We start from the raw sequence: 20911 nt of genomic DNA on the forward strand, positions 1-20911 counted from the left end.
GTCATATATGAGACGCGATATGTGAGATCCGAGAGGGCCGCATGACCTCTGTGCCCACCCCGATCCCGTCCCGCACGCAATACGTACTGGACGCGATCAAACACCGCATCCTGACGGGCCAGTTGACGCCCGGCCAGGCCCTGGTCGAGACGGAGCTGGCCGCGCAGTTCGGGGTGTCCAAGACCCCGGTGCGGGAGGCGCTGAAGACCCTCGCCGGGACCGGGCTCGTCGTGATGAGCCAGTACAAGGGCGTCACGGTGCGCATGGTGGACGCGGACATGGCGCGCGAGGTCTACGACGTGCGGCTGCTGCTGGAGCCCGAGGCGCTGCGCCGGGCAGTACGGCGCGGGGCCTCCCTCGACGCCGCCCGCGACGCGCTCACCCGGGCCGACGCCGCCGGCGACACTGCCGAACGCTCCCTGGCCAACCGGGAGTTCCACCGCGCCCTCTACCTGCCCTGCGGCAACCCGCTGCTCGGCCGGATGCTGGACGAGGTCCGCGACCAGGCCGCCCTCGTCTCCGCCGTGGCCTGGGCGACCGATCCCTCCTGGGAGCGGGAGGCCGCCGAACACCGGGAGATCCTGCGGCTCGCGCTGGACGGCGACGCGGACGGCGCCGCCAGCGCCCTGCACTCCCACATCGCCTCGTTCGTACGACGCGCTTTCCCCTCGGACACCGAGCCCCGCCCAGCGGAAGGTCATCAATGAGCAGCGTGACGTTCGAGACCCAACGGGCGGCCCTGGCCGACGTGGTGGCCATCCCGGTGACCCCCTTCGCCGAGGACGGCTCCGTCGCGCAGGACACCCACCGGGCCCTGCTGCGTCGCCTGCTCGACGGCGGGATCCGCACCCTCACCCCGAACGGCAACACCGGCGAGTTCTATGCCCTCACCCCCGAAGAGCGCCGCCTGGTCACCGAGTCGACCGTCGACGAGGCCGGCGACCGCGCCGTGATCCTGGTCGGCGTCGGCCACGACCTGCCCACCGCGACCGCCTCCGCCCGGCACGCCCGCGCACTCGGCGCGCAGATGGTGATGGTCCACCAGCCCGTCCACCCGTACGTCTCGGCGGCCGGCTGGGTCGACTACCACCGCGCCATCGCCGAGTCCGTACCCGAACTGGGCGTGGTCCCCTACATCCGCAACGCCCTGCTGCCCGGCGCCCGCCTCGCCGAACTCGCCGACCACTGCCCCAACGTCATCGGCGTGAAGTACGCCGTCCCGGACGCCGCGCGCTTCGCCGCCTTCGCGCGGGACGCGGGCCTGGACCGCTTCGTCTGGGTGGCGGGCCTGGCCGAACCGTACGCACCCTTCTACTTCTCGGCGGGCGCCACGGGCTTCACCTCGGGGCTCGTGAACGTCGCCCCGGCCGTTTCGCTGAACATGATTGAAGCGCTTCGATCCGGCGACTACCCGGCCGCCATGAAGGTCTGGGAGCAGATCCGCCGCTTCGAGGAACTGCGCGCCGCCCACGGCTCCGCCGACAACGTCACCGTCGTCAAGGAGGCGCTCGCCGCGCTCGGCCTGTGCCGCCGGGACGTCCGCCCGCCGAGCAGGCAGCTGCCCGACGGCGATCGCTCCGAGGTCGCCGCCATCGCCGCCGGATGGTCGATATGAAGCAGCCGCACGAGCTGCGAAGCCACCAGTGGTACGGCACCGACGGCCTGCGCTCCTTCAGCCACCGCGCCCGTACCCGCCAGCTCGGCTATCTGCCCGAGGAGCACCTGGGCAAGCCGGTCATCGCGATCCTCAACACCTGGTCGGACATCAACCCCTGCCATGTGCACCTGCGGGACCGGGCGCAGGCCGTGAAGCGCGGGGTCTGGCAGGCCGGGGGCTTCCCGCTCGAGTTCCCGGTCTCCACACTCAGCGAGACCTTCCAGAAGCCGACCCCGATGCTCTACCGCAACCTGCTCGCGATGGAGACCGAGGAGCTGCTGCGGTCGTACCCGGTCGACGGCGCCGTCCTGATGGGCGGCTGCGACAAGTCCACGCCCGCCCTGCTGATGGGCGCCGCCTCGGTGGACCTGCCCGCCGTCTTCGTGCCGGCCGGACCCATGCTCCCGGGCCACTGGCGGGGCGAGGTCCTCGGCTCCGGCACCGACATGTGGAAGTACTGGGACGACAAGCGGGCCGGCCTCATCGGGGACTGCGAGATGACCGAGCTGGAGAGCGGCCTGGCCCGCTCGCCGGGCCACTGCATGACCATGGGGACGGCGTCCACGCTGACCGCCGCCGCCGAGGCGCTCGGCGTCACCGTCCCCGGCGCGTCCAGCATTCCGGCGGTGGACTCCGGGCACGACCGGATGGCCGCAAGGGCGGGCCTGACGATCGTCGAACTGGTCCACAAGGACCGCAGGTTGAGCGAGATCCTCACCCGGGAGGCCTTCGCGGACGCGGTCACCACCGTGCTCGGCCTCGGCGGCTCCACCAACGCCGTGATCCACCTGATCGCCATGGCGGGCCGGGCCGGAGTGAAGCTGACGCTGGACGACTTCGACCGCATCGCCCGCACGGTCCCGGTCCTCGCCGACGTCCGCCCCGGCGGCCGGCGCCACCTCATGGAGGACTTCCATTTCGCGGGCGGCCTGCCCGGTTTCCTCTCCCGGATCCCGGACCTGCTCCACCTGGACCGCCCGACGGTGTCGCACGACACCCTGCGCGAGCAGCTGGACGGCGCGCAGGTGCACGACGACGACGTCATCCGCCACCGCGACAACCCGGTCGCCGGTGAGGGCGGGGTCGCGGTGCTGCGCGGCAACCTCTGCCCCGACGGCGCCGTCATCAAGCACATCGCCGCCGAACCCCACCTGCTCGAGCACACCGGCCCGGCCGTCGTCTTCGACGACTACAGGACCATGCAGCGCACCATCGACGACCCGTCCCTCGGCATCACCGCGGACAGTGTGCTCGTGCTGCGGAACGCCGGCCCGAAGGGCGGCCCGGGCATGCCCGAGTACGGCATGCTCCCGATCCCGGACCACCTGCTCAGGCAGGGCGTGCGGGACATGGTGCGGATCTCCGACGCCCGGATGAGCGGCACGAGTTACGGCGCCTGCGTCCTGCACGTGGCACCGGAGTCGTACGTCGGCGGCCCGCTGGCGCTGGTGCGCACCGGGGACCCCATCACCCTGGACGTCGAGGCACGCACCCTCCAGCTCCACGTGGACGACGCGGAGCTGGAGCGCAGGCGGGCCGAGTGGACACCGCCGCCCGCCCGTTACGAGCGCGGCTACGGCGCCCTCTACAACGAACAGATCACCCAGGCCGACACCGGCTGCGACTTCGAGTTCCTGGCCCGCCCGGGCAAGGTGCCGGACCCGTACGCCGGCTGAACCCCCGCACCACCCTGGTGAACGCTCACCCATGCGTATGAAGCAAGCGCTTCCTGTACTCGCTGAACAGTCCCACTGCGAACGGAGAACAGTCATGGCCCAAGCCGCAGCCGTGGCGAAACCGCCCGCGCCACCCCGGCGGCGCCGTGCCTCCGCGACCCCGCGCAGGCTGCCGTACCTGCTGATCGCCCCGGCGGCCCTGCTGATGCTGGGCTTCATCGCCTACCCGGTGCTCAGCGTCTTCTACTACAGCCTGCAGAACTACAACCCCACCAAGCCGTGGCGGAACGGCTTCGCGGGCTTCGACAACTTCACCCAGGCCTTCGCGCACGACCCGCAGTTCTGGGACACGCTGACCTTCAGCGCCAAGTGGGTCGTGGTGGAAGTCGGGCTGCAGCTGTTGTTCGGGCTCGCGCTGGCGCTCATCGTCAACGAGAGCTTCGTGGGCCGGGCGTTGGGCCGGGCGCTGGTGTTCTCGCCCTGGGCGGTCTCCGGCGTGCTGACCTCCGCGATCTGGGTGCTGCTCTACAACTCCCAGACGGGCATCACGCGTTATCTCGCCGACGCGGGGATCGGGTCGTACGGCACCAGCTGGCTGTCGGACACCTCGACCGTCTTCCCGGCCGCGGTCGTCGCCGACCTCTGGCGGGGCGTCCCCTTCTTCGCGATCCTCATCCTCGCCGACCTCCAGTCCGTCTCGAAGGACCTGTACGAGGCCGCCGAGGTCGACGGGGCGAGCCGCCTCAAGCAGTTCTGGCACATCACCCTGCCGCATCTGAAGGACGCGATCGTCCTGGCCACGCTGCTGCGCGCGGTGTGGGAGTTCAACAACGTCGACCTGCTCTACACCCTCACCGGCGGCGGACCCGCGGGGGAGACCACCACCCTCCCGCTCTACATCGCCAACACCAGCGTCGACGCCCACAACTTCGGCTACGCCTCCGCGCTGACCACGGTGGCGTTCGTGATCCTGCTCTTCTGCTCGATCGTCTATCTGCGGCTGAGCAAGTTCGGAGATGAGACCAAGTGATCACCGAGATCGCTCCCGCACCCGAGCACGTGGCGTCCGCGCCCGCCCGGCCACGCGGCAGGCGCCGCGCCTGGGACGAGGTCCCGCGCCGGCGGATCTACGTCCCCCTCGTGATCTACCTCCTCTTCACCCTGATCCCCTTCTACTGGATCCTGCTCTTCGCGCTCCGCCCGGCCGGCTCCACCTCACTGGTCCCCTGGCCGATGACCTTCGAGCACTTCCAGAAGGTGTGGACCGAGCGCAGCTTCGGCACCTACTTCGCCAACAGCGTCTACGTCGGCCTCGCCACGCTCTTCCTGACCACCGTGGTCGCCCTGGCCGGCGGCTACGCCCTCGCCCGCTTCGACTTCCGGATCAAGCGCGGCTTCATGCTCGCCCTGCTCTGCTCCCAGTTCGTGCCGGGCGCCCTGCTGCTGGTCCCGCTGTTCCAGATCTTCGCCAAGCTCCAGATGATCAACTCGCTGGGCAGCGTCGTCATCGCCGAGACGGTCTTCCAGCTGCCGCTGTCGATGATCCTGATCAGCGGGTTCATCCGGAACGTGCCGTACTCCCTGGAGGAGGCCGCCTGGGTGGACGGCTGCGACCGGCTGACCGCCTTCCGGATCGTCGTCCTGCCGCTGCTGCGGCCCGGGCTGATCGCCGTCGGCTCCTTCGCCTTCGTGCACGCCTGGAACCACTTCCTGTTCGCCCTGATGTTCCTCTCCGACCAGAGCAAGCAGACCGTCCCGGTCGGCCTCAACACCCTGATGAGCGCGGACAGCGTCGACCTGGGCGCCCTCGCGGCGGGCGGCATCATCGCCGCCGTACCGGTCGTGATCGTGTTCGCCTTCATCCAGAAGTGGCTGATCACCGGCTTCAGCGCGGGGGCGGTGAAGGGATGAGAGATCGACAGCGCCGCGGTGGCCGGCCGAGAGATGGCGCGCGGTGCGGGCGCGACGAGAATCCCATGACCGTACCCGTCGTCCTGGCGGGCGCGCGCGGCCACGGCCGCCGGCACCTGGACAACATCCGCCGGCTCCAGGCGAACGGCCTCGTCCGGCTGGCCGGGATCTGCGAACTGACCCCGCTGAGCCGGCAGGAGATCCCCGACGGCCTGGGCACGCCGGAGCAGTCCGCCGACTTCGGGGCGCTCCTCGACGCCACCGCAGCGAGGATCGCCGTCGTCTGCACGCCCATTCCCACCCACACCGACCTCGCGCTGCGGGCCGCCGAACGGGGCGTGCACCTCCTGCTGGAGAAGCCGCCCGCGCCCTCCTACGCCGAGTACCGGCGGATGGCCGACGGGGTCGCCGAGGCCGGTGTGGTCTGCCAGATCGGGTTCCAGTCGCTGGGCTCCCACGCCCTGCCCGCGATCCGGCGGCTCGTCGCCGAGGGCGCGATCGGCGAGATCCTCGGGGTCGGCGGCGCCGGGGCCTGGGCCCGCGACGAGGCCTACTACCGGCGGGCGCCCTGGGCGGGCAGGCGGCGCCTGAACGGCGTCGACGTGGTCGACGGGGTCCTCACCAACCCCCTCGCCCACGCCGTCGCCACCGGACTCGCCCTGCTCGGCACCACCCGCGCCGAGGACGTCACCGGCATCGAGACCGAGCTGCTGCGCGCCAACGACATCGAGTCCGACGACACCTCCTGCGTCCGCGTGCGCACCCCGCGCGGCCCGGTCACGGTCGCCGCGACCCTGTGCGCCGAGGAACCCGGGGAGCCGTACGTCCTGGTGCACGGCGACAAGGGCCGGATCACCTTCTGGTACAAGCAGGACCGAGTGCTGCTCCAGCGGGCCGGCCACGGCCCCCAGCAGTCCGAGTACGGCCGCACGGACCTGCTGGAGAACCTGGTCGAACACCTCACTACCGGCGCGCCGCTGCTGGCACCCCCGGACGAGACCGGCGCCTTCATGCAGGTGGTCGAGGCCATCAGGACCGCCCCCGACCCGGCACCCCTGCCCGAGACCGCCTGGCGCCCGCTGCCCGCCGAACGGCGCCGGGTCGTGCCCGGCATCGACGGTCTGGTCGCGGCCTCGGCCGACACCCTCACCCTCTACTCCGAGCTGGGCGCCTCCTGGGCCCTACCGAAAGAGGTGAGCACGTGATGACGCCACACGACGCCCCGGTCCTGCGGGTCGCCGGCCGACCGGTCGGCCGGTACGTCACCCGGCCCGAGCTGCCGGACCGTCTCGCCCCGCGCCCCTATCTGCACCCCGTCACCACCCTGGCCGGCACGGCGGTCACCGAGCTGAGCCCAGCCGACCACGCACACCACCTCGGCGTCGGTGTCGCCGTTCCCGACGTCGAGGGTCACAACTTCTGGGGCGGACGCACCTTCGTGCGCGACCACGGGCCGACCGAGCCGGCCCACCACGGCTCCCAGCGGCACACCGCCTTCCAGCTGCGCGACCCCGACGGCTTCGTGGCCGAGCTGCGCTGGGTCGCCGCCGGAGCCGAGCTGCTGCGCGAGCGCCGTACCGTCGCCGCCACCGAACTCACCGACACCGCCTGGGCGCTGGACTTCACCTTCTCCCTCACCAACGTCACATCGGGCCCACTGTCCATCGGGAGCCCCGCCACCAACGGGCGGCCCGGCGCGGCCTACGGCGGCTTCTTCTGGCGGGCCCGCAAGGAGGAGTCGGCGCCGGACGTCTTCACCGCCGACCGCGAGGGCGAGGCCGAGGTGCACGGCACCCGCGCCGACTGGCTCGCGCTGGCCGGGGCGGGCTGGACGCTGGTCTTCGCCGGGGCCACCGAGGACACCCGGCGTGATCCGTGGTTCGTGCGCACCGCCGAGTACCCGGGCGTGGGCTCCTCGCTGGCGCACACGCAGCGACTGCCGGTACCGCCCGGCGAGACCCTCGTACGCCGGGTCGTCACCGTCGTCGCCGACGGCCGCCGGGATCGCGGCGAGGCGGCCGCGCTGGTCCGGAAGGCGGTGGGCCAGTGACGAGCCGGACCTACCGGAACCCGGTCCTGAACGCCGACTGGTCCGACCCGGACGTCGTCCGCGTCGGCGACGACTTCTACCTCACCGCCTCCAGCTTCGGCCGCGCACCCGGCCTGCCCCTGCTGCACTCGCGCGACCTCGTCAACTGGACCCTCGTCGGCCACGCCCTCGAACGCCTCGAACCGGAGGCGGAGTTCGCGACGCCCCGGAACGACTGCGGGGTCTGGGCACCGGCGATCCGGTACCACGACGAGCGGTTCTGGATCTTCTGGGGCGACCCCGACCGGGGCATCCACCAGATCAACGCCCCCGAGATCCGTGGCCCCTGGACCCGCCCGCACCTCCTCAAGCCGGGCGAGGGCCTGATCGACCCGTGTCCGCTGTGGGACGACGAGACCGGCGACGCCTACCTCGTGCACGCCTGGGCCGGATCCCGCTCCGGCGTCAAGAACCGGCTCACCGGCCACCGTATGCACCCCGACGGCACCTCGCTGCTCGACGACGGCAAGGTGATCGTCGACGGCGACCGCATCCCCGGCTGGTTCACCCTGGAGGGACCCAAGCTCTACCGGCACGACGGCTGGTTCTGGATCCTCGCGCCCGCCGGGGGAGTGGAGACCGGCTGGCAGGGCGCCTTCCGCTCCCGCGGCTTCTTCGGGCCGTACGAGGAGCGGATCGTCCTGGAGCAGCGGGACACCGCGGTCAACGGGCCGCACCAGGGCGGCTGGGTGCGCACCGCGGCCGGCGAGGACTGGTTCCTGCACTTCCAGCAGCGGGGCGCCTACGGCAGGGTCGTGCACCTGCAGCCGATGAGCTGGGCGGAGGACGGCTGGCCCGTGCTCGGTGACGACGGCGCCCCCGTGGCCGTACACCGCCGTCCCGACCTCCCGCCGCAGGCCCCCGCGGCTCCCGCCACCGACGACGACTTCCCCGGCGGACGGTACGGCCGCCAGTGGCAGTGGGCGGCCAACCCGGGCGACGGCTGGGCCACCCACCACTGCGGGGACGGGCTGCGGCTGGCCTGCGTCCGTTCGGCCGACGCCCACGACCTGCGGAAACTGCCGCACGTCCTCACCCAGCGCCTGCCCGGCACACCCTGCGCGATCGAGGTCGAGCTGTGCCTGGACGGCACCGAGCCGGGCGCCCGGGCGGGGCTCGCGGTGCTCGGGGACACCTTCGGATGGATCGGGCTCGAACGGGGCGCCGACGGGACGGTCCGGCTCGTGCACCGGTTCGCGGAGGCGGTCGCCGTGGGGGCACCTCCCACGCCTTGCGGGCAGTGGGGGAGCGAGCGGGACGCCGGTGTGCCGTGCGTCGCGCCCGAGGGACGGGCCCGCCTGCGGATCGAGGTGGCGGCCGGGGCACGCTGCCGCTTCTCGTACGACGTCGGAGACGGCCCGCGCCTCTCCGGGCCCGTCTTCGCAGCCACCCCCTGGCGCTGGGTCGGCGCCCTGCTCGGCCTGTTCGCCGCCGCGCCCGAGGGACCGGGGCATGCGGGGGCGGCGACCTTCACGCAGTTCCGGATCAGCCCCTTGTAGTGCCCGGCACGACAGTTCCACCACTCCACTGGATCCAGAAGAAGAGAGCCGACCGATGAAGAGCAGCATCCACAGAAGCAGGCGCGCCGCCACGGCCGTCGCCCTGGGCTCCGTGCTCGCGCTGACCGCCACCGCCTGCGGCGACGACGGCAGCGGCGGCGCGGGGGACAAGGGGGGCGAGGGCTCCGGCAAGGGCACGATCACCTTCTGGGACAACAACGGCGGTGTGCGCACCGACATCTGGAAGCAGATCATCGCCGACTTCGAGAAGAAGTACCCGGACATCGAGGTCGAGTACGTCGGCATCCCGGCGGCGAGCGCCCAGTCCAAGTACGACACCGCCATCCAGGGCGGCGGCCTGCCGGACGTCGGCGGGGTGGGCACCGCGATGCTCGCCGAGGTCGCGGTCCAGGGGGCGCTGGAACCGCTGGACGGCCGGCTCTCGAAGAGCCCGCTGAACGGCAGGCTGAGTCAGAACCTCATCGACGTCAGCAAGGCGGCGGGCGGCGGGGACACGCTGTACCAGGTGCCGACCTCCGCCAACAACGGCACGCTGTGGTACCGGACGGACCTGTTCGAGAAGGCCGGTCTGGACGCGCCGACCACCTGGTCGAAGTTCTACGCGGCCGCCGACAGGCTCACGGACAAGGGGAAGAACAAGTTCGGCTTCACCATCCGCGGCGGCGAGGGTGCCATCGCGCCGGCCCTCGACGCGGTGTACGGCCAGACCGGCATCACCTCGTTCTGGAACGGCGACAAGACCACGGTCAACGACCCCAAGAACGTGGCCGCGCTGGAGAAGTACGTCGCGCTGTACAAGAAGGACACCCCGTCCGCCGACGTCAACAACGACTTCACGAAGATGGTCGCGCAGTGGGACAGCGGCACGATCGGCATGCTGAGCCACAACCTGGGGTCGTACCAGGACCATCTGAAGGCGCTCGGCAAGGACAAGTTCCGGGGCATTCCGAACCCCACACTCGACGACGGCACCCGGGTGCAGGTGTCCAACCCGGTGGACGGGCTGAGCCTGTTCAAGTCGAGCAAGAACAAGGCGGCCGCCTGGAAGTTCATCGAGTTCGCCGTGTCCGCCGAGGAGAACTCCAAGTTCAACGAGTCGGCGGGGCAGGTGCCGGCGAACACGGACGCCGCGAAGGACGCGTGGATTCAGCAGGCCGAGCCCACGAAGCTGGCGGCGGAGGCGCTGAACGGGAGCGGCACGAAGATCGTGCAGCTGCCGTACTACCTGCCCGACTGGAACACCATCTCCAAGGCCGACAACGAGCCCAATTTCCAGAAGGTGCTGCTGGGGAAGCTGAGCGCCAAGGAATTCCTGGACACGCTGGCCGATCAGCTGAACAAGGCGCAGGCGGACTGGAAGAAGAACCACTGAGAGTTCGGATGGTTCGGTTTCGTGGGCTGCCGGCCGGTGGGGGCCGGTCGCGCAGTTCCCCGCACCCCTGACGATCCTGAAAGGAGCTTCCTCGTGGCCCTTACCCGCAGACAGGTGACTTCCGCCGCTCTCGCGGCCGCTCCACTCGCCGTACGATCCCCGAAAGGGAACCGGACTCTCTACCTCGCCGGTGACTCCACCGCCGCCCAGAAATACGCCGATGCCGCTCCCGAGACCGGGTGGGGAATGGCGCTCCCTTTCTTTCTTCGGAAGGAGCCGGAGGTCGCCAACCATGCCGTGAACGGGCGGAGTTCGAAGAGCTTCGTGGACGAGGGGCGGCTCGACGCCATCCTGTCCCTGATCCGGTCCGGGGACCTCCTGGTCGTCCAGTTCGCGCACAACGACGAGAAGGCCACCGACCCGGCCCGGTACACCGAGCCCTGGACGACGTACCAGGAGTATCTGCGGCTGTACATCGACGGTGCCCGGTCCCGTGGCGCCCGGCCCGTGCTCGCCACCCCGGTCGAGCGCCGCAGGTTCGACGCCGAGGGCAACGCCGTGCCGACCCACGGCGACTACCCGGCTGCCATGCGCGCGCTCGCCGAAGCGGAGCGTGTCCCGCTGCTCGACATCGAGGCGCTGTCGCTGGCGCTGTGGCAGGAGCTGGGTGCCGAGGCGACGAAGAAGTACTTCAACTGGACGGACACGGAGCAGGACAACACGCACTTCAATCCGCTGGGCGCCATCGCCGTGGCCCGCCTCGTGGCGCAGGAGTTGCTGCGCACCCGGGTGCTGGCCCGGCACGACGTGGTCCGGCTGCACGCGGACATCCCCACGTCCTGGATCACCTGGCCGCCCGCATCACCGTCGTCACCTTCATGAAAGAGGAGACCCGCACCGTGCGTACACAGAAATGTCATGGACGCGTCATCGCCGTGGTCGTGGGCTGCACGGCTCTCGTGCTCGCCGTCACCGGCACCGGATCCGCGCAGGCCGCCCACCGGGCCGGTCCGGAGCGGCAGGTGCTTCCGGCCGGCGACGGCTGGGCCGCCTACGGCACCGGGACGACCGGCGGTGCCGCCGCCGATGCCGCGCACGTCTACACCGTCACCACCTGGGAGCAGTTCAAGGCCGCCCTCGCGGACGGCGGCAGCGCCCCGAAGATCATCAGAGTTAAGGGCACGATCGACGCGGACGGGCCGAGCTGCGCCTCGTTCGCCGTGCCTGGGTACGACTTCGAGACATACCTGAAGACCTACGACCCGGCGGTGTGGGGTCGCACCAGGAACCTCGACAGCGAGCCCGACGACAGCCCCGAGGGCCTGCGCCGCGCCTCCGCCGCCCAGCAGGACGCCTCCATCAAGGCGAACATCCCCGCCGACACCACCATCGTCGGCGTCGGCAAGGACGCCGGCTTCAAGGGCGCCAGCCTCCAGATCAAGGGCGTCGACAACGTCATCGTCCGCAACGTGAGCTTCGAGAGCCCCCTGGACTGCTTCCCGCAGTGGGACCCGACCGACACCGCCGACGGCAACTGGAACTCCGAGTACGACAGCGCGGTGATCTACGGGTCCACGCACGTCTGGACGGACCACGACACCTTCACCGACGGGGACCACCCGGACAGCACGCTGCCGTCCTACTTCGGCCGGATCTACGAGCAGCACGACGGCGAGCTGGACATCGTCAAGGGTGCCGACTACGTCACCGCCTCCTGGAACGTCTTCGAGGACCACGACAAGACGATCCTCATCGGCAACAGCGACAACGCCTCCACGGCCGCGGTCGACCGCGGGCACCTGAAGGTCACCTTCCACCACAACCTGTTCTCGAACCTGGTCGAGCGCGCACCCCGCGTCCGCTTCGGACAGGTGGACTCCTACAACAACCACTTCGTCGCCGGTGACGGCTACTCCTACAGCTACGGCATCGGCATGGAGTCCCAACTCGTCGCCGAGCACAACGCGTTCACCCTGCCGGCCGGCGCGAAGGCCGGTTCGATCCTCAAGAAGTGGAAGGAGTCGCCGCTCACCGCCGACGACAACTACGTCAACGGCGTGCTCACGGATCTGATCGCCGTCCACAACACCGAGATCCCGGGCGAGATCCTGCAGTCCGGGACCGACTGGACGCCGACCCTGCGCACCAAGGTCGACCCCGCCAAGGCCGTGCCGGGCCTGGTCGACCACTGCGCGGGCGCGGGCCGCCTGGGCTGACGCCACCGGGGCCGGACGCCCGGCCCCGACCCCCCTCTCTTTCTCACGAGCCGCACCGCGAAGGAGCACTCCCATGCCCTCGCCCCAACTCCCCCTGTCCAGACGGCGATTCCTGGCCACCAGTGCCGGGGCCGCCGGCGCGCTCGGCCTCACCGCCGGCCCCGCGCGGGCCGACGGGGGACCGCGCCCGTTCGGCCGCTACGGGTCGCCGGCCCGCCGCCTCACCCCGCAGACCCTGTACGTCGACCCGCACGGCGGCGGTGACTTCACCTCCGTGCAGGCCGCGGTGACCGCCGCCACCGGCAGCGGCCGCACGCTGGTCCTCGCGCCCGGCACCTACCGGGAGACGGTCGCCGTCGACGTCAGCCGTACGGAGACGACCTGGATCGGCGCCTCCGAGAACCCCCGGGACGTCGTCATCGTGTACGACCACGCGGCCGGCACCCCCAAGCCCGGCGGCGGCACCTACGGCACCACCGGGTCGGCCACCACCACCGTGCAGGCCGACGGCTTCACCGCCCGCTGGATCACCTTCGCCAACGACTGGCTGCGCGCCGACCACCCGGACATCAGCGGCACCCAGGCCGTCGCCGTCAAGGCGCAGGGCGACCGCAGCGCCTTCCTGCACTGCCGTTTCCTCGGCCACCAGGACACCCTGTACGCCGACTCGATGTCCCTCGGCACCTTCGCCCGGCAGTACTACGCCCACTGTCACGTCGAAGGAGACGTCGACTTCGTCTTCGGGCGGGCCACCGCCGTCTACGAGCACTGCCACTTCCGCACCCTGAACCGCACGGACCTGGCCGGCGCGCCCTACGGCTTCGTCTTCGCGCCCTCCACGGCCGTGGCCAACCCGCGCGGCTACCTGGTCACGCGCAGCCACGTCGGCAGCCAGGCCCCGGACGCCTACTACAAGCTGGCCCGCCCCTGGGTGCCGGGCTCCGACCCCACCGCCCGCCCCATGCTCACCGTCCGCGACACCTGGCTCGGCCCCGGCATCGACGCCGCCGCGCCCTACACCGACATGTCTGCCGGCTACCCGTGGCAGAACCAGCGGTTCACCGAGTACCGCAATTCTGGGCCGGGCGCGCTGATCACCGTCCCGGCCGACCGGCCCCAACTGACCGACGAGCAGGCCGCGTCGGCGACCCGCGAGGCCCACCTCGGGGACTGGACCCCGTGGGAGGGCTGCTGATGTCCCTGCCCCGACGGACCCTGCTCGCCGGTGTCGCGAGCGGACTCGCCGCCCTGGGTACGTCCCCGGTCCTGGCGGCAGACCCCCGCCCGGTCCTGCATGTCCGCCCCGGCGGCTCCGTCCAGGCCGCCGTGGACGCCGCCGACGGCCCCGGCCGGACGATCCTCGTGCACCCGGGGACGTACCGCGAGGTCGTCAACGTGCCTGCGGAAAAAGTCGAGTTGACGATTCGTGGGATCACGGGCGACCCCCGTGACGTCGTCATCGTCCACGACAACGCCAACGGCACCCAGAAGCCCGACGGCTCGGGCACCTACGGCACCGCCGGGTCCGCCACCTTCAGCTCTGCCGCTCCCGGGCTGACCGTGGGCGACCTGACCCTCGCCAACGACTGGCTGCGCGCCGACCACCCGGACATCACCGGGACCCAGGCCGTCGCCGCCTACGTCACCGGAGACCGCTCGTACTTCTCGAACGTCCGGCTGCTCGCCCACCAGGACACCCTGTTCGCGGACACCACCGCGCTGGACTCCTTCGACCGGCAGTACTACCGGAACTGCCACATAGAGGGCGACGTCGACTTCGTCTTCGGGCGGGCGACCACGGTGTTCGACCGCTGCCGCTTCCACACCCTGCAGCGGGACGTCACCTTCACCCCCAAGGGCATGGTCTTCGCCCCGTCCACCGCGCGGGCCAACCCGCACGGCATCCTCGCCGTCCGCTCCCGGTTCACCTCCGGCGCGGAGGACTCGGCGTACAAGCTGGCCCGGCCGTGGGTGCCGTCGTACGAGACGACCGCCTGGCCCTCGCTGGTCGTCCGGGACAGCCTCATCGGACCCGGCATCGACCCGGTCACCCCCTACACCACCATGCGCGACGCCTACCCCTGGCAGTCCATGCGCTTTCGCGAGTACCGCAACTCGGGGCCGGGCGCGGCGATCACCGCCCCCGCCGAGCGGCCCCAACTCACCGACGCCGAGGCCGCGCTGCACACCCCGGCGGCCTACCTCGGCGACTGGCACACCCGACCGGCCCGCTCACTCTGATCGACGAAAGGACCCGCACGTCATGCGTCGTATCAGCACACTGACCGCGTTCTCCGTCGCCGCCGCGTCCCTCGGACTCGGCCTCCTCGCCACCCCGGCCCACGCCGCGACCGTGGTCGTCAGCAACTCCACCGACCTGACGAACGCCATCAAGAACGCCACCGCCGGCACCGTCATCCAGGTGCGCGGCGGCACCTACTACCCGACCGCGACCCTGCAGTCGACGGCCAACGGCACCTCGTCCTCCCCGATCACCCTCACCGCGTACGGCTCCGAGACCGTGAAGATCGACGGGTCCTCGCTGCCCTCCGGCTCCTGGATCTTCAAGCTGACCGCCGACTACTGGAACGTCTCCGGCATCACCTTCCAGAACTCCCCGGACAGCGCGGTCGTCTGCCAGTCCTGCACCGGCACCAACTGGAGCAACATCAAGACCATCGACGGCGGCGACTCCGGCTTCACCCTCACCGGGGACGGCACGGTCGGCAACACCGTGAGGAACCTCGACAGTTACGGCAACTACGACGCCGCCACACACGGCCAGAACGCCGACGGCGTCGCCATCAAGTTCGGCTCGGGCACCGGCAACCTGGTCACCGGAGCGCGCCTCTACAACAACTCGGACGACGGCATCGACCTGTGGTCCTTCGCCTCCCCGGTCACCATCGAGCACACCTGGTCCTTCGGCAACGGCATGAACCGCTGGGGCGACTCCGCCTTCGAGGGCAACGGCAACGGCTACAAGCTGGGCGGCAACGGCGTGACGGTCGCCCACGTCGTCAACAACTCCGCGGCCTGGGGCAACGCCGGCAACGGCTTCACCGAGAACTCCAATACCGGCGCGCTCGTCATCAACCGCACCACCGCCTACGCCAACGCCAAGTGGGGCTACTACTTCGCCACCGGCTCCGCCCGCCTCGGCAAGAACCTCGCGGTGAGCAACGGCAGCGGTCCGGTCGGCAAGGGCTCCTCGGTGGTCTCCGCCGGCAACAACTGGGACTCCGGCATCTCCACCCCGTCCTTCGCATCCACGGACGCGTCGACGACGTACAACGCCCGCAAGTCGGACGGCTCCCTGCCTTTGACCACCTTCCTGACGACGGGCAGCACGACGATCGGGGCGACCATGAATGAGGAGGCGCGTTCGAGGTGAACCGGAAGGCGGACCAGTGACCGGAATTCCCGGGTCAGGTTCCTCCCGATCCCCCTACGCTGTTGTCCGACGGACGGTTGGGACGGGATGCAGGATCGGGGGAGCCTGTGGACGTACACGTGGATGTCCATCTTGCGGAGGGCGCGGAGGGTGCCGGCGAGGGCGCCGACGCAGACGAGACGCGGTCACTGCTCGCCTGGCTCACCGAGGCGGACGAGCTGCGCGGCAGAGTCACTCCACAGGAGGGACCGCCGGTGCCCGGCACACTGGGCCCGGTCCTGGACGGCCTGGTGGTCGCGCTCGGCTCCGGCGGCGCGGTCACCGGACTCACCACCGCCCTGGTGGCCTGGATCCGCAGCCGGCACAGCAACGTCACCGTCAAGGCGACCCGGCCCGACGGCGCCTCGCTGGAGATCTCCACGAAGCTCGTCGGGCCGATGACCCCCCAGGAACTGCGCACCTTCGTGACCGACACCTCCCGGATCCTGGAGACCGGCCGGGAAGCGGACGGCGGCGCGTCATGACCACCAGGTCCGCCGAGTCACCGACCGTCCCCACGCCCGGCACCGCGCTGGCGTCCTCCGGCGCCCGGGTGCTGCTCATCGGCACCGGCACCCACCACGGCCCCACGCTGACCTCCGTACTGGCGGTGCCACGCAGTGTGGAAGCCCTGGCGGCCACCCTGACCGAACGCTGCGGGGTGACCCCCGACCGGCTGCGCACCCTCATCGACCCGGCGGACGCCCGCACGATGGCCCTCGCCGTCGCCGACGCGGCGCAGGAGGCCGAGAGCACCCTGCTCGTGTACTACGTGGGACACGGCCTCATCGGCCCCGGCGACGAGCTGTACCTCGCCGCGAGCGCCACCGACCGGCTGACCCCGGGCCTCGCTGCACACCAGGCGCTCTCGTTCTCGGCCCTGCGCGAGGCACTCACCCTGTGCCGCGCCGCGTCCGTGATCGTCGTCCTGGACTGCTGCTTCGCCGGCCGCGCCCGCCTGGGCAACGGCACGCCCCAGCCCGCGGCCTTCAGCCTGCCCGCCGGGCACGGGATGTACCTGCTGGGATCCGCCGAGCAGCTGGCGCTCGCCCCCGACGACGCCGAACACACCGCCCTCACAGGCGAGTTGATCACCCTCCTGCGCGACGGCGATCCACGCGCACCGCGCCTGCTCACCCTGGACGACGTCTACGACCACCTGTTCCGCGCGTTACGGGCCCGGGGCGGGCCGCTGCCGCGCCGCCAGGCCGGCGACCGCTCGGGCGGACTGGTCGTCGCCGTCAACGCGGCCGCACCGACGACCGACGAGCCGGACGCCACCGCGGCCGAGGAGCCCGCGCCGGGTCCTTGCCCGTACCCGGGCCTCGACGCGTTCACCGTGGACGACGCCGAGTTCTTCCACGGCCGGGAGAAGCTGGTCGACGAGCTGCTCCGCGGCTGCCTCCGGGCCGTCGAGCAGGGCAGGCCGCTGGCGGTGGTCGGGCCGTCCGGCGCCGGCAAGACCTCCCTGCTGCACGCCGGACTCCTCGCGGCGTTACGGGCCGGACCCCCGCTGCTCCCCGGCTCGGCCGCCTGGCCCGGCCTCGTCCTGACCCCCGGCGAACACCCCCTCCGCAGCCTGACCACCGTCCTGCGGGGTGACACCGTCCTGTCGGCAGAGGACCCGAAGGCCGCCGTCGGCTGGGTCCACGACCTCGTTCCGGACCGGCGCCTGGTACTGGTGGTGGACCAGCTGGAGGAGCTGTTCACCCTCTGCCGCAGCCGGACCGAACGCAGCGCGTTCCTCGCCGCGTTGACGGCCCTGGCCGAGGCCGGAACGCTCGTCGTCGCCGCCCTGCGCGCCGACTTCTACGGCCACGCCCAGGCCCTGCCCGAGCTGGACGCGGTGCTGCGGTCCGACCAGGTGCTCGTCAGCCCGATGCAGCAGGAGGAGCTGAGGGCCGCGATCGAGCGCCCGGCCGGTGCCGTCGGCCTGGAACTCGACGAGGGCCTCGCCGACCTGCTCATCCACGAACTGGGCGCCGCCCGGCTGACCCGGTCCCGGACCGGCACCCTGCCCCTGCTCTCCCACGCACTCTGGTCCACCTGGCGACACCGGCAGGGCCGACGGCTGACCGTCGCCGGCTACCGCGAGAGCGGAGGCATCGACGAAGCCATCAAACAGACCGCCGACGACACCTACGACCACCTCGACGACGCGGGCCGCGCCGCCGCACGCCGCATGCTGCCACGTCTCGTGCACATCGACGACGACGCCCCGGACACCAGCCACCCCGTCGACCGGACCGTACTGCTGGACGGCCTCCCGGACCCCCAAGCCGCCGAGCGGGCCCTGAACCGACTGGCCGCGGCACGGCTGCTGGTCCTCGACGAGCACACCGTCCGCATCAGCCACAACGCCCTGCTGCACGCCTGGCCCCGGCTGCGCGAGTGGATCGACGCGGACCGCGACTGGCTGCGCGCGGGGCAGCAGGTGGTTGTCGACGCGGCGGCCTGGTGGGAGGCGGACCGGCATCCCTCGCTGCTCTATCGGGGGCCACGGCTTGCTGCGACCCGGGAGCGTCTGGAGGGCGCGGGTCTGACCTCCGCTGCGCGTGGCTCCCGCCGGGAGGAGTACGCCGGTGAACTCGAACCACGGCTGGCGGAGTTCCTGAACCAGTCGTGGCGTCAGGAACGGCGTGGGGTGCGTATCCGCAGGGCTGTGATCGCCTGTATGTGTGTGCTGACCCTGCTGGCCGGGGCGGGTGGGGGACTGGCCTGGTGGTCGGGGCAGAAGGAGGCGGCTCAGCGTCGGCAGGCTGTCGCGCGGCTGGTCGCCGAGGAGGCGGACCGTCTGCGGGGCAGCCGCCCGGGGCTGGCCAAACAGCTCAGCCTGGTCGCGAACCGGCTGGACCCGCAGATCGGGACGGCTTCGATGCTCGCTGGCATGGAGACGCCGGGCGTCTTCATGTCCGAGGCCTCCGCCGACGACATCTCCCTGGACGCCAGGGGCGAACGGATGGCCGTCTCGACCGGTTCTGACGTCGTCCTGTGGGACACGGCGCACGGCGAGGGAAAGGGTCACCTGGGTCAGATGCGGACCGGTGCGGTGGCGCTCAGCCCCGACGGACGGCTCGTGGCCGTCGTACGGGCGGGCAGCACGGCAAGTGGGTCGCTGGGGCTGTGGGATGTCACCGCGCCGGACCGCCCACGCCGCATTGCCGTCCCCGAGCAACGGACCAAGGCGCTGTCGCTGGCCATCAGTCCCGACGGCCGCAAGCTCGCGCTCGGTCGCGTCGACGGAACCATCCAGCTGTGGGACATCGCCCACCGGTCCGCCCCACGCCCGCTGCGCACGCTGAGCGGCCACACCGGGAACGTCGACTCGCTCGCCTTCGCCTCGTCCGGGCGGCTCCTGGCGAGCGCAGGCGCTGACGGAAAGGTACGGCTCTGGGACATGACGGACCAGCGGCGCACCTCGGCGACGGCGGTCCTCCCCAGTCTCAAGCTGGGCTCCCAGACCTACGACCTGAACGGAAAGCCGCTGCACCGGGTGGCGTTCAGCCCGGACGGCCGGCTGCTGGCCGGGCCCGGGGACGGGGACAAGACCCGTGTCCGTTTGTGGCGGCTGAGGGGCCGGGGGCAGCCGACATCGGCGGGCACGGCGAAGGACACGTACGTGACCGATTGTGCGGCGAACCTGGCTTCCGCCGCGTTCAGTCCGGACGGGAAGGCCCTCGCCACCGCCTGCGATACCAACACCTACCTCTGGGACGTCCCTCCAGGTTCCCGCCTGCAACAGTCCGCTCAGCTCAACAGAAACGGGAGCGGAAACGGAAGCGGGACGGGGCCGGCGCTCTTCGCAGCACACGGCCACCGGTTGCTGCGCGCCACGGACCGCGGCGTTCTGTTGTGGTACGTGGAGAACACGGCCCAGCCAACCGCTGCAGCCAGCTTCGGCCCGTCACCGTCCGGCTTCCATGTGACCACGAAGTTCAGTGGCGGTGTCCGGCGGCTGTTGGTCATTCACGGTGCCAACGGCGGTGCTCTGTGGGACCTGACCGGTACGGCCACGCTCCACAAGAGCCTGGCACGGCTGCCGGGCAGCGGTGACATCGGCGCGGAGGGGGCGGCCTTCAGCCCCGACGGGAAGATCCTCGCACTCAGCGAGCTGAGCGGTGACAGGCATGTCGTCCGGCTGCGGGACACCAGCCGGTCCGGCGCACCCGTCATCGCCACCATCACGGACATCGCCAACGGCATCGAGGACCTCTCCTTCAGCGCGGACGGACATCTGCTGGCCGTGGCCGACAGCAACGACAACACCGCTGCCCGGACCGAGCCCCCCTCGGTGAAGGTGTTCGACGTCACGACCGTCTCGCACCCCCGGCAGACCGCATCGATGAAGGGCAATGTCTTCGCCGTCACCTTCGCCCCGAAGGGTCGGCTCCTGGTCGCCAACACCGCCGACAGGCTGCTCTCCTGGACGGTGGCGAACGCGCACCGTCCGGTACCCAATCCGACCCGGTGGCTGACCCCGGGCGCCGGTGTGTCGAATGCTGCTTTCCGTCCCGACGGCGAACTGCTCGCCGCCACAGACACCAAGAACACCACTCGCCTCTGGCGGATCAAGGACGGCCGAATCACAGGCGATCCTTCCGTGATGCGCACGATCGGCTCGGGCGAAGGCATCACCTTCAGTCCGGACGGCAGGACCCTCGCCTGGGGAAGCTCCGGCGATCCGAACGACGTCCACTCGGAGAACCACATTGAGCTGTGGGACGTCAGCCGATGGCGGGTTCCGGTGTACAAGGGCGAGTTCGCCCTTGGTCAAGCAAGCCTCACGGGCTTCGGAAGCCTGTCATACAGCTCCCACGGCAAGCCCCTGCTGGCCGCGGCCGGGGAGAACATCGACGTCTGGGCCACCAACACCCCGGACCTGAAGTACCTCCTGTGCAAGAGCTACGGCGACGTGATCACCAACGATGAATGGAAGGCCTACGTCCCCGGCGAGCCCTACAACCCGCCCTGTGACTGACTCCCCCCGCCTTCAACCAAATTGGTGTGTATCGATCAGGCAACGGATCTCGCTTTGGA

Annotated in this window: 16 protein-coding genes; all 16 read left to right on the forward strand. The window is 71.1% G+C overall.

Translation table 11 applies throughout. The features are described 5' to 3' along the window. The first annotated feature begins 41 nt into the window (after positions 1-41). The 16 genes from ACIRVH_RS21250 (at position 42) to ACIRVH_RS21325 (ending at position 20852) form a co-directional block, all read left to right on the forward strand. Positions 42-707: a GntR family transcriptional regulator gene (locus tag ACIRVH_RS21250; protein WP_403955528.1), complete on the forward strand. Its 666-nt coding sequence runs from the start codon at positions 42-44 to the stop codon at positions 705-707. Beyond that, entirely contained in the window at positions 704-1615 is a 912-nt protein-coding gene (locus ACIRVH_RS21255) for a dihydrodipicolinate synthase family protein (protein ID WP_403955530.1), read from the forward strand. Before ACIRVH_RS21250 ends, ACIRVH_RS21255 begins: the two co-directional genes overlap by 4 nt. After that, entirely contained in the window at positions 1612-3333 is a 1722-nt protein-coding gene (gene araD / locus ACIRVH_RS21260; protein WP_403955534.1) for an L-arabinonate dehydratase, read from the forward strand. Before ACIRVH_RS21255 ends, araD begins: the two co-directional genes overlap by 4 nt. A gap of 94 nt (positions 3334-3427) precedes the next feature. After that, entirely contained in the window at positions 3428-4363 is a 936-nt protein-coding gene (locus ACIRVH_RS21265; protein WP_403955536.1) for a carbohydrate ABC transporter permease, read from the forward strand. Further along, positions 4360-5244, forward strand: coding sequence for a carbohydrate ABC transporter permease (locus ACIRVH_RS21270; protein WP_403955539.1), 885 nt, complete (start codon positions 4360-4362; stop codon positions 5242-5244). Before ACIRVH_RS21265 ends, ACIRVH_RS21270 begins: the two co-directional genes overlap by 4 nt. A 65-nt stretch (positions 5245-5309) precedes the next feature. Beyond that, positions 5310-6449 (forward strand): Gfo/Idh/MocA family protein, encoded by a 1140-nt coding sequence (locus ACIRVH_RS21275; protein ID WP_403955541.1) that lies wholly within the window; start codon positions 5310-5312, stop codon positions 6447-6449. Beyond that, positions 6449-7294 carry a PmoA family protein gene (locus ACIRVH_RS21280; protein WP_403955544.1) on the forward strand — a complete coding sequence of 282 codons (846 nt, stop codon included), beginning with the start codon at positions 6449-6451 and terminating at the stop codon, positions 7292-7294. The genes ACIRVH_RS21275 and ACIRVH_RS21280 overlap by 1 nt, the downstream gene beginning before the upstream one ends. Continuing rightward, the gene (locus tag ACIRVH_RS21285) at positions 7291-8832 is read left to right on the forward strand and encodes a family 43 glycosylhydrolase (RefSeq protein ID WP_403955547.1); all 1542 of its coding nucleotides are present in this window, start codon (positions 7291-7293) and stop codon (positions 8830-8832) included. The genes ACIRVH_RS21280 and ACIRVH_RS21285 overlap by 4 nt, the downstream gene beginning before the upstream one ends. Positions 8833-8887: 55 nt before the next feature. Further along, positions 8888-10225 carry an ABC transporter substrate-binding protein gene (locus ACIRVH_RS21290; protein WP_403955551.1) on the forward strand — a complete coding sequence of 446 codons (1338 nt, stop codon included), beginning with the start codon at positions 8888-8890 and terminating at the stop codon, positions 10223-10225. 93 nt (positions 10226-10318) lie between these two features. Beyond that, positions 10319-11107, forward strand: coding sequence for a rhamnogalacturonan acetylesterase (locus ACIRVH_RS21295; RefSeq protein WP_403955555.1), 789 nt, complete (start codon positions 10319-10321; stop codon positions 11105-11107). After that, complete coding sequence (locus tag ACIRVH_RS21300; protein ID WP_403955557.1) at positions 11104-12441, forward strand: polysaccharide lyase family 1 protein; 1338 nt, start codon at positions 11104-11106, stop codon at positions 12439-12441. Before ACIRVH_RS21295 ends, ACIRVH_RS21300 begins: the two co-directional genes overlap by 4 nt. Positions 12442-12514: 73 nt before the next feature. Continuing rightward, positions 12515-13636, forward strand: a complete 1122-nt coding sequence (locus ACIRVH_RS21305; protein ID WP_403955560.1) for a pectinesterase family protein — start codon at positions 12515-12517, stop codon at positions 13634-13636. Positions 13637-13641: 5 nt separating this feature from the next. Continuing rightward, on the forward strand, positions 13642-14682 hold the full coding sequence (locus ACIRVH_RS21310; protein WP_403955768.1) for a pectinesterase family protein: 1041 nt from the start codon (positions 13642-13644) through the stop codon (positions 14680-14682). A gap of 22 nt (positions 14683-14704) precedes the next feature. Beyond that, complete coding sequence (locus ACIRVH_RS21315; protein WP_403955563.1) at positions 14705-15835, forward strand: chondroitinase-B domain-containing protein; 1131 nt, start codon at positions 14705-14707, stop codon at positions 15833-15835. Positions 15836-15954: 119 nt separating this feature from the next. Continuing rightward, positions 15955-16359 (forward strand): hypothetical protein, encoded by a 405-nt coding sequence (locus tag ACIRVH_RS21320; RefSeq protein ID WP_403955566.1) that lies wholly within the window; start codon positions 15955-15957, stop codon positions 16357-16359. After that, positions 16356-20852 (forward strand): hypothetical protein, encoded by a 4497-nt coding sequence (locus tag ACIRVH_RS21325; RefSeq protein ID WP_403955568.1) that lies wholly within the window; start codon positions 16356-16358, stop codon positions 20850-20852. The genes ACIRVH_RS21320 and ACIRVH_RS21325 overlap by 4 nt, the downstream gene beginning before the upstream one ends. Positions 20853-20911 lie beyond the last annotated feature (59 nt).

The organism is Streptomyces sp. NPDC101165, assembly GCF_044768135.1.
Taxonomy (GTDB): Bacteria; Actinomycetota; Actinomycetes; order Streptomycetales; family Streptomycetaceae; genus Streptomyces.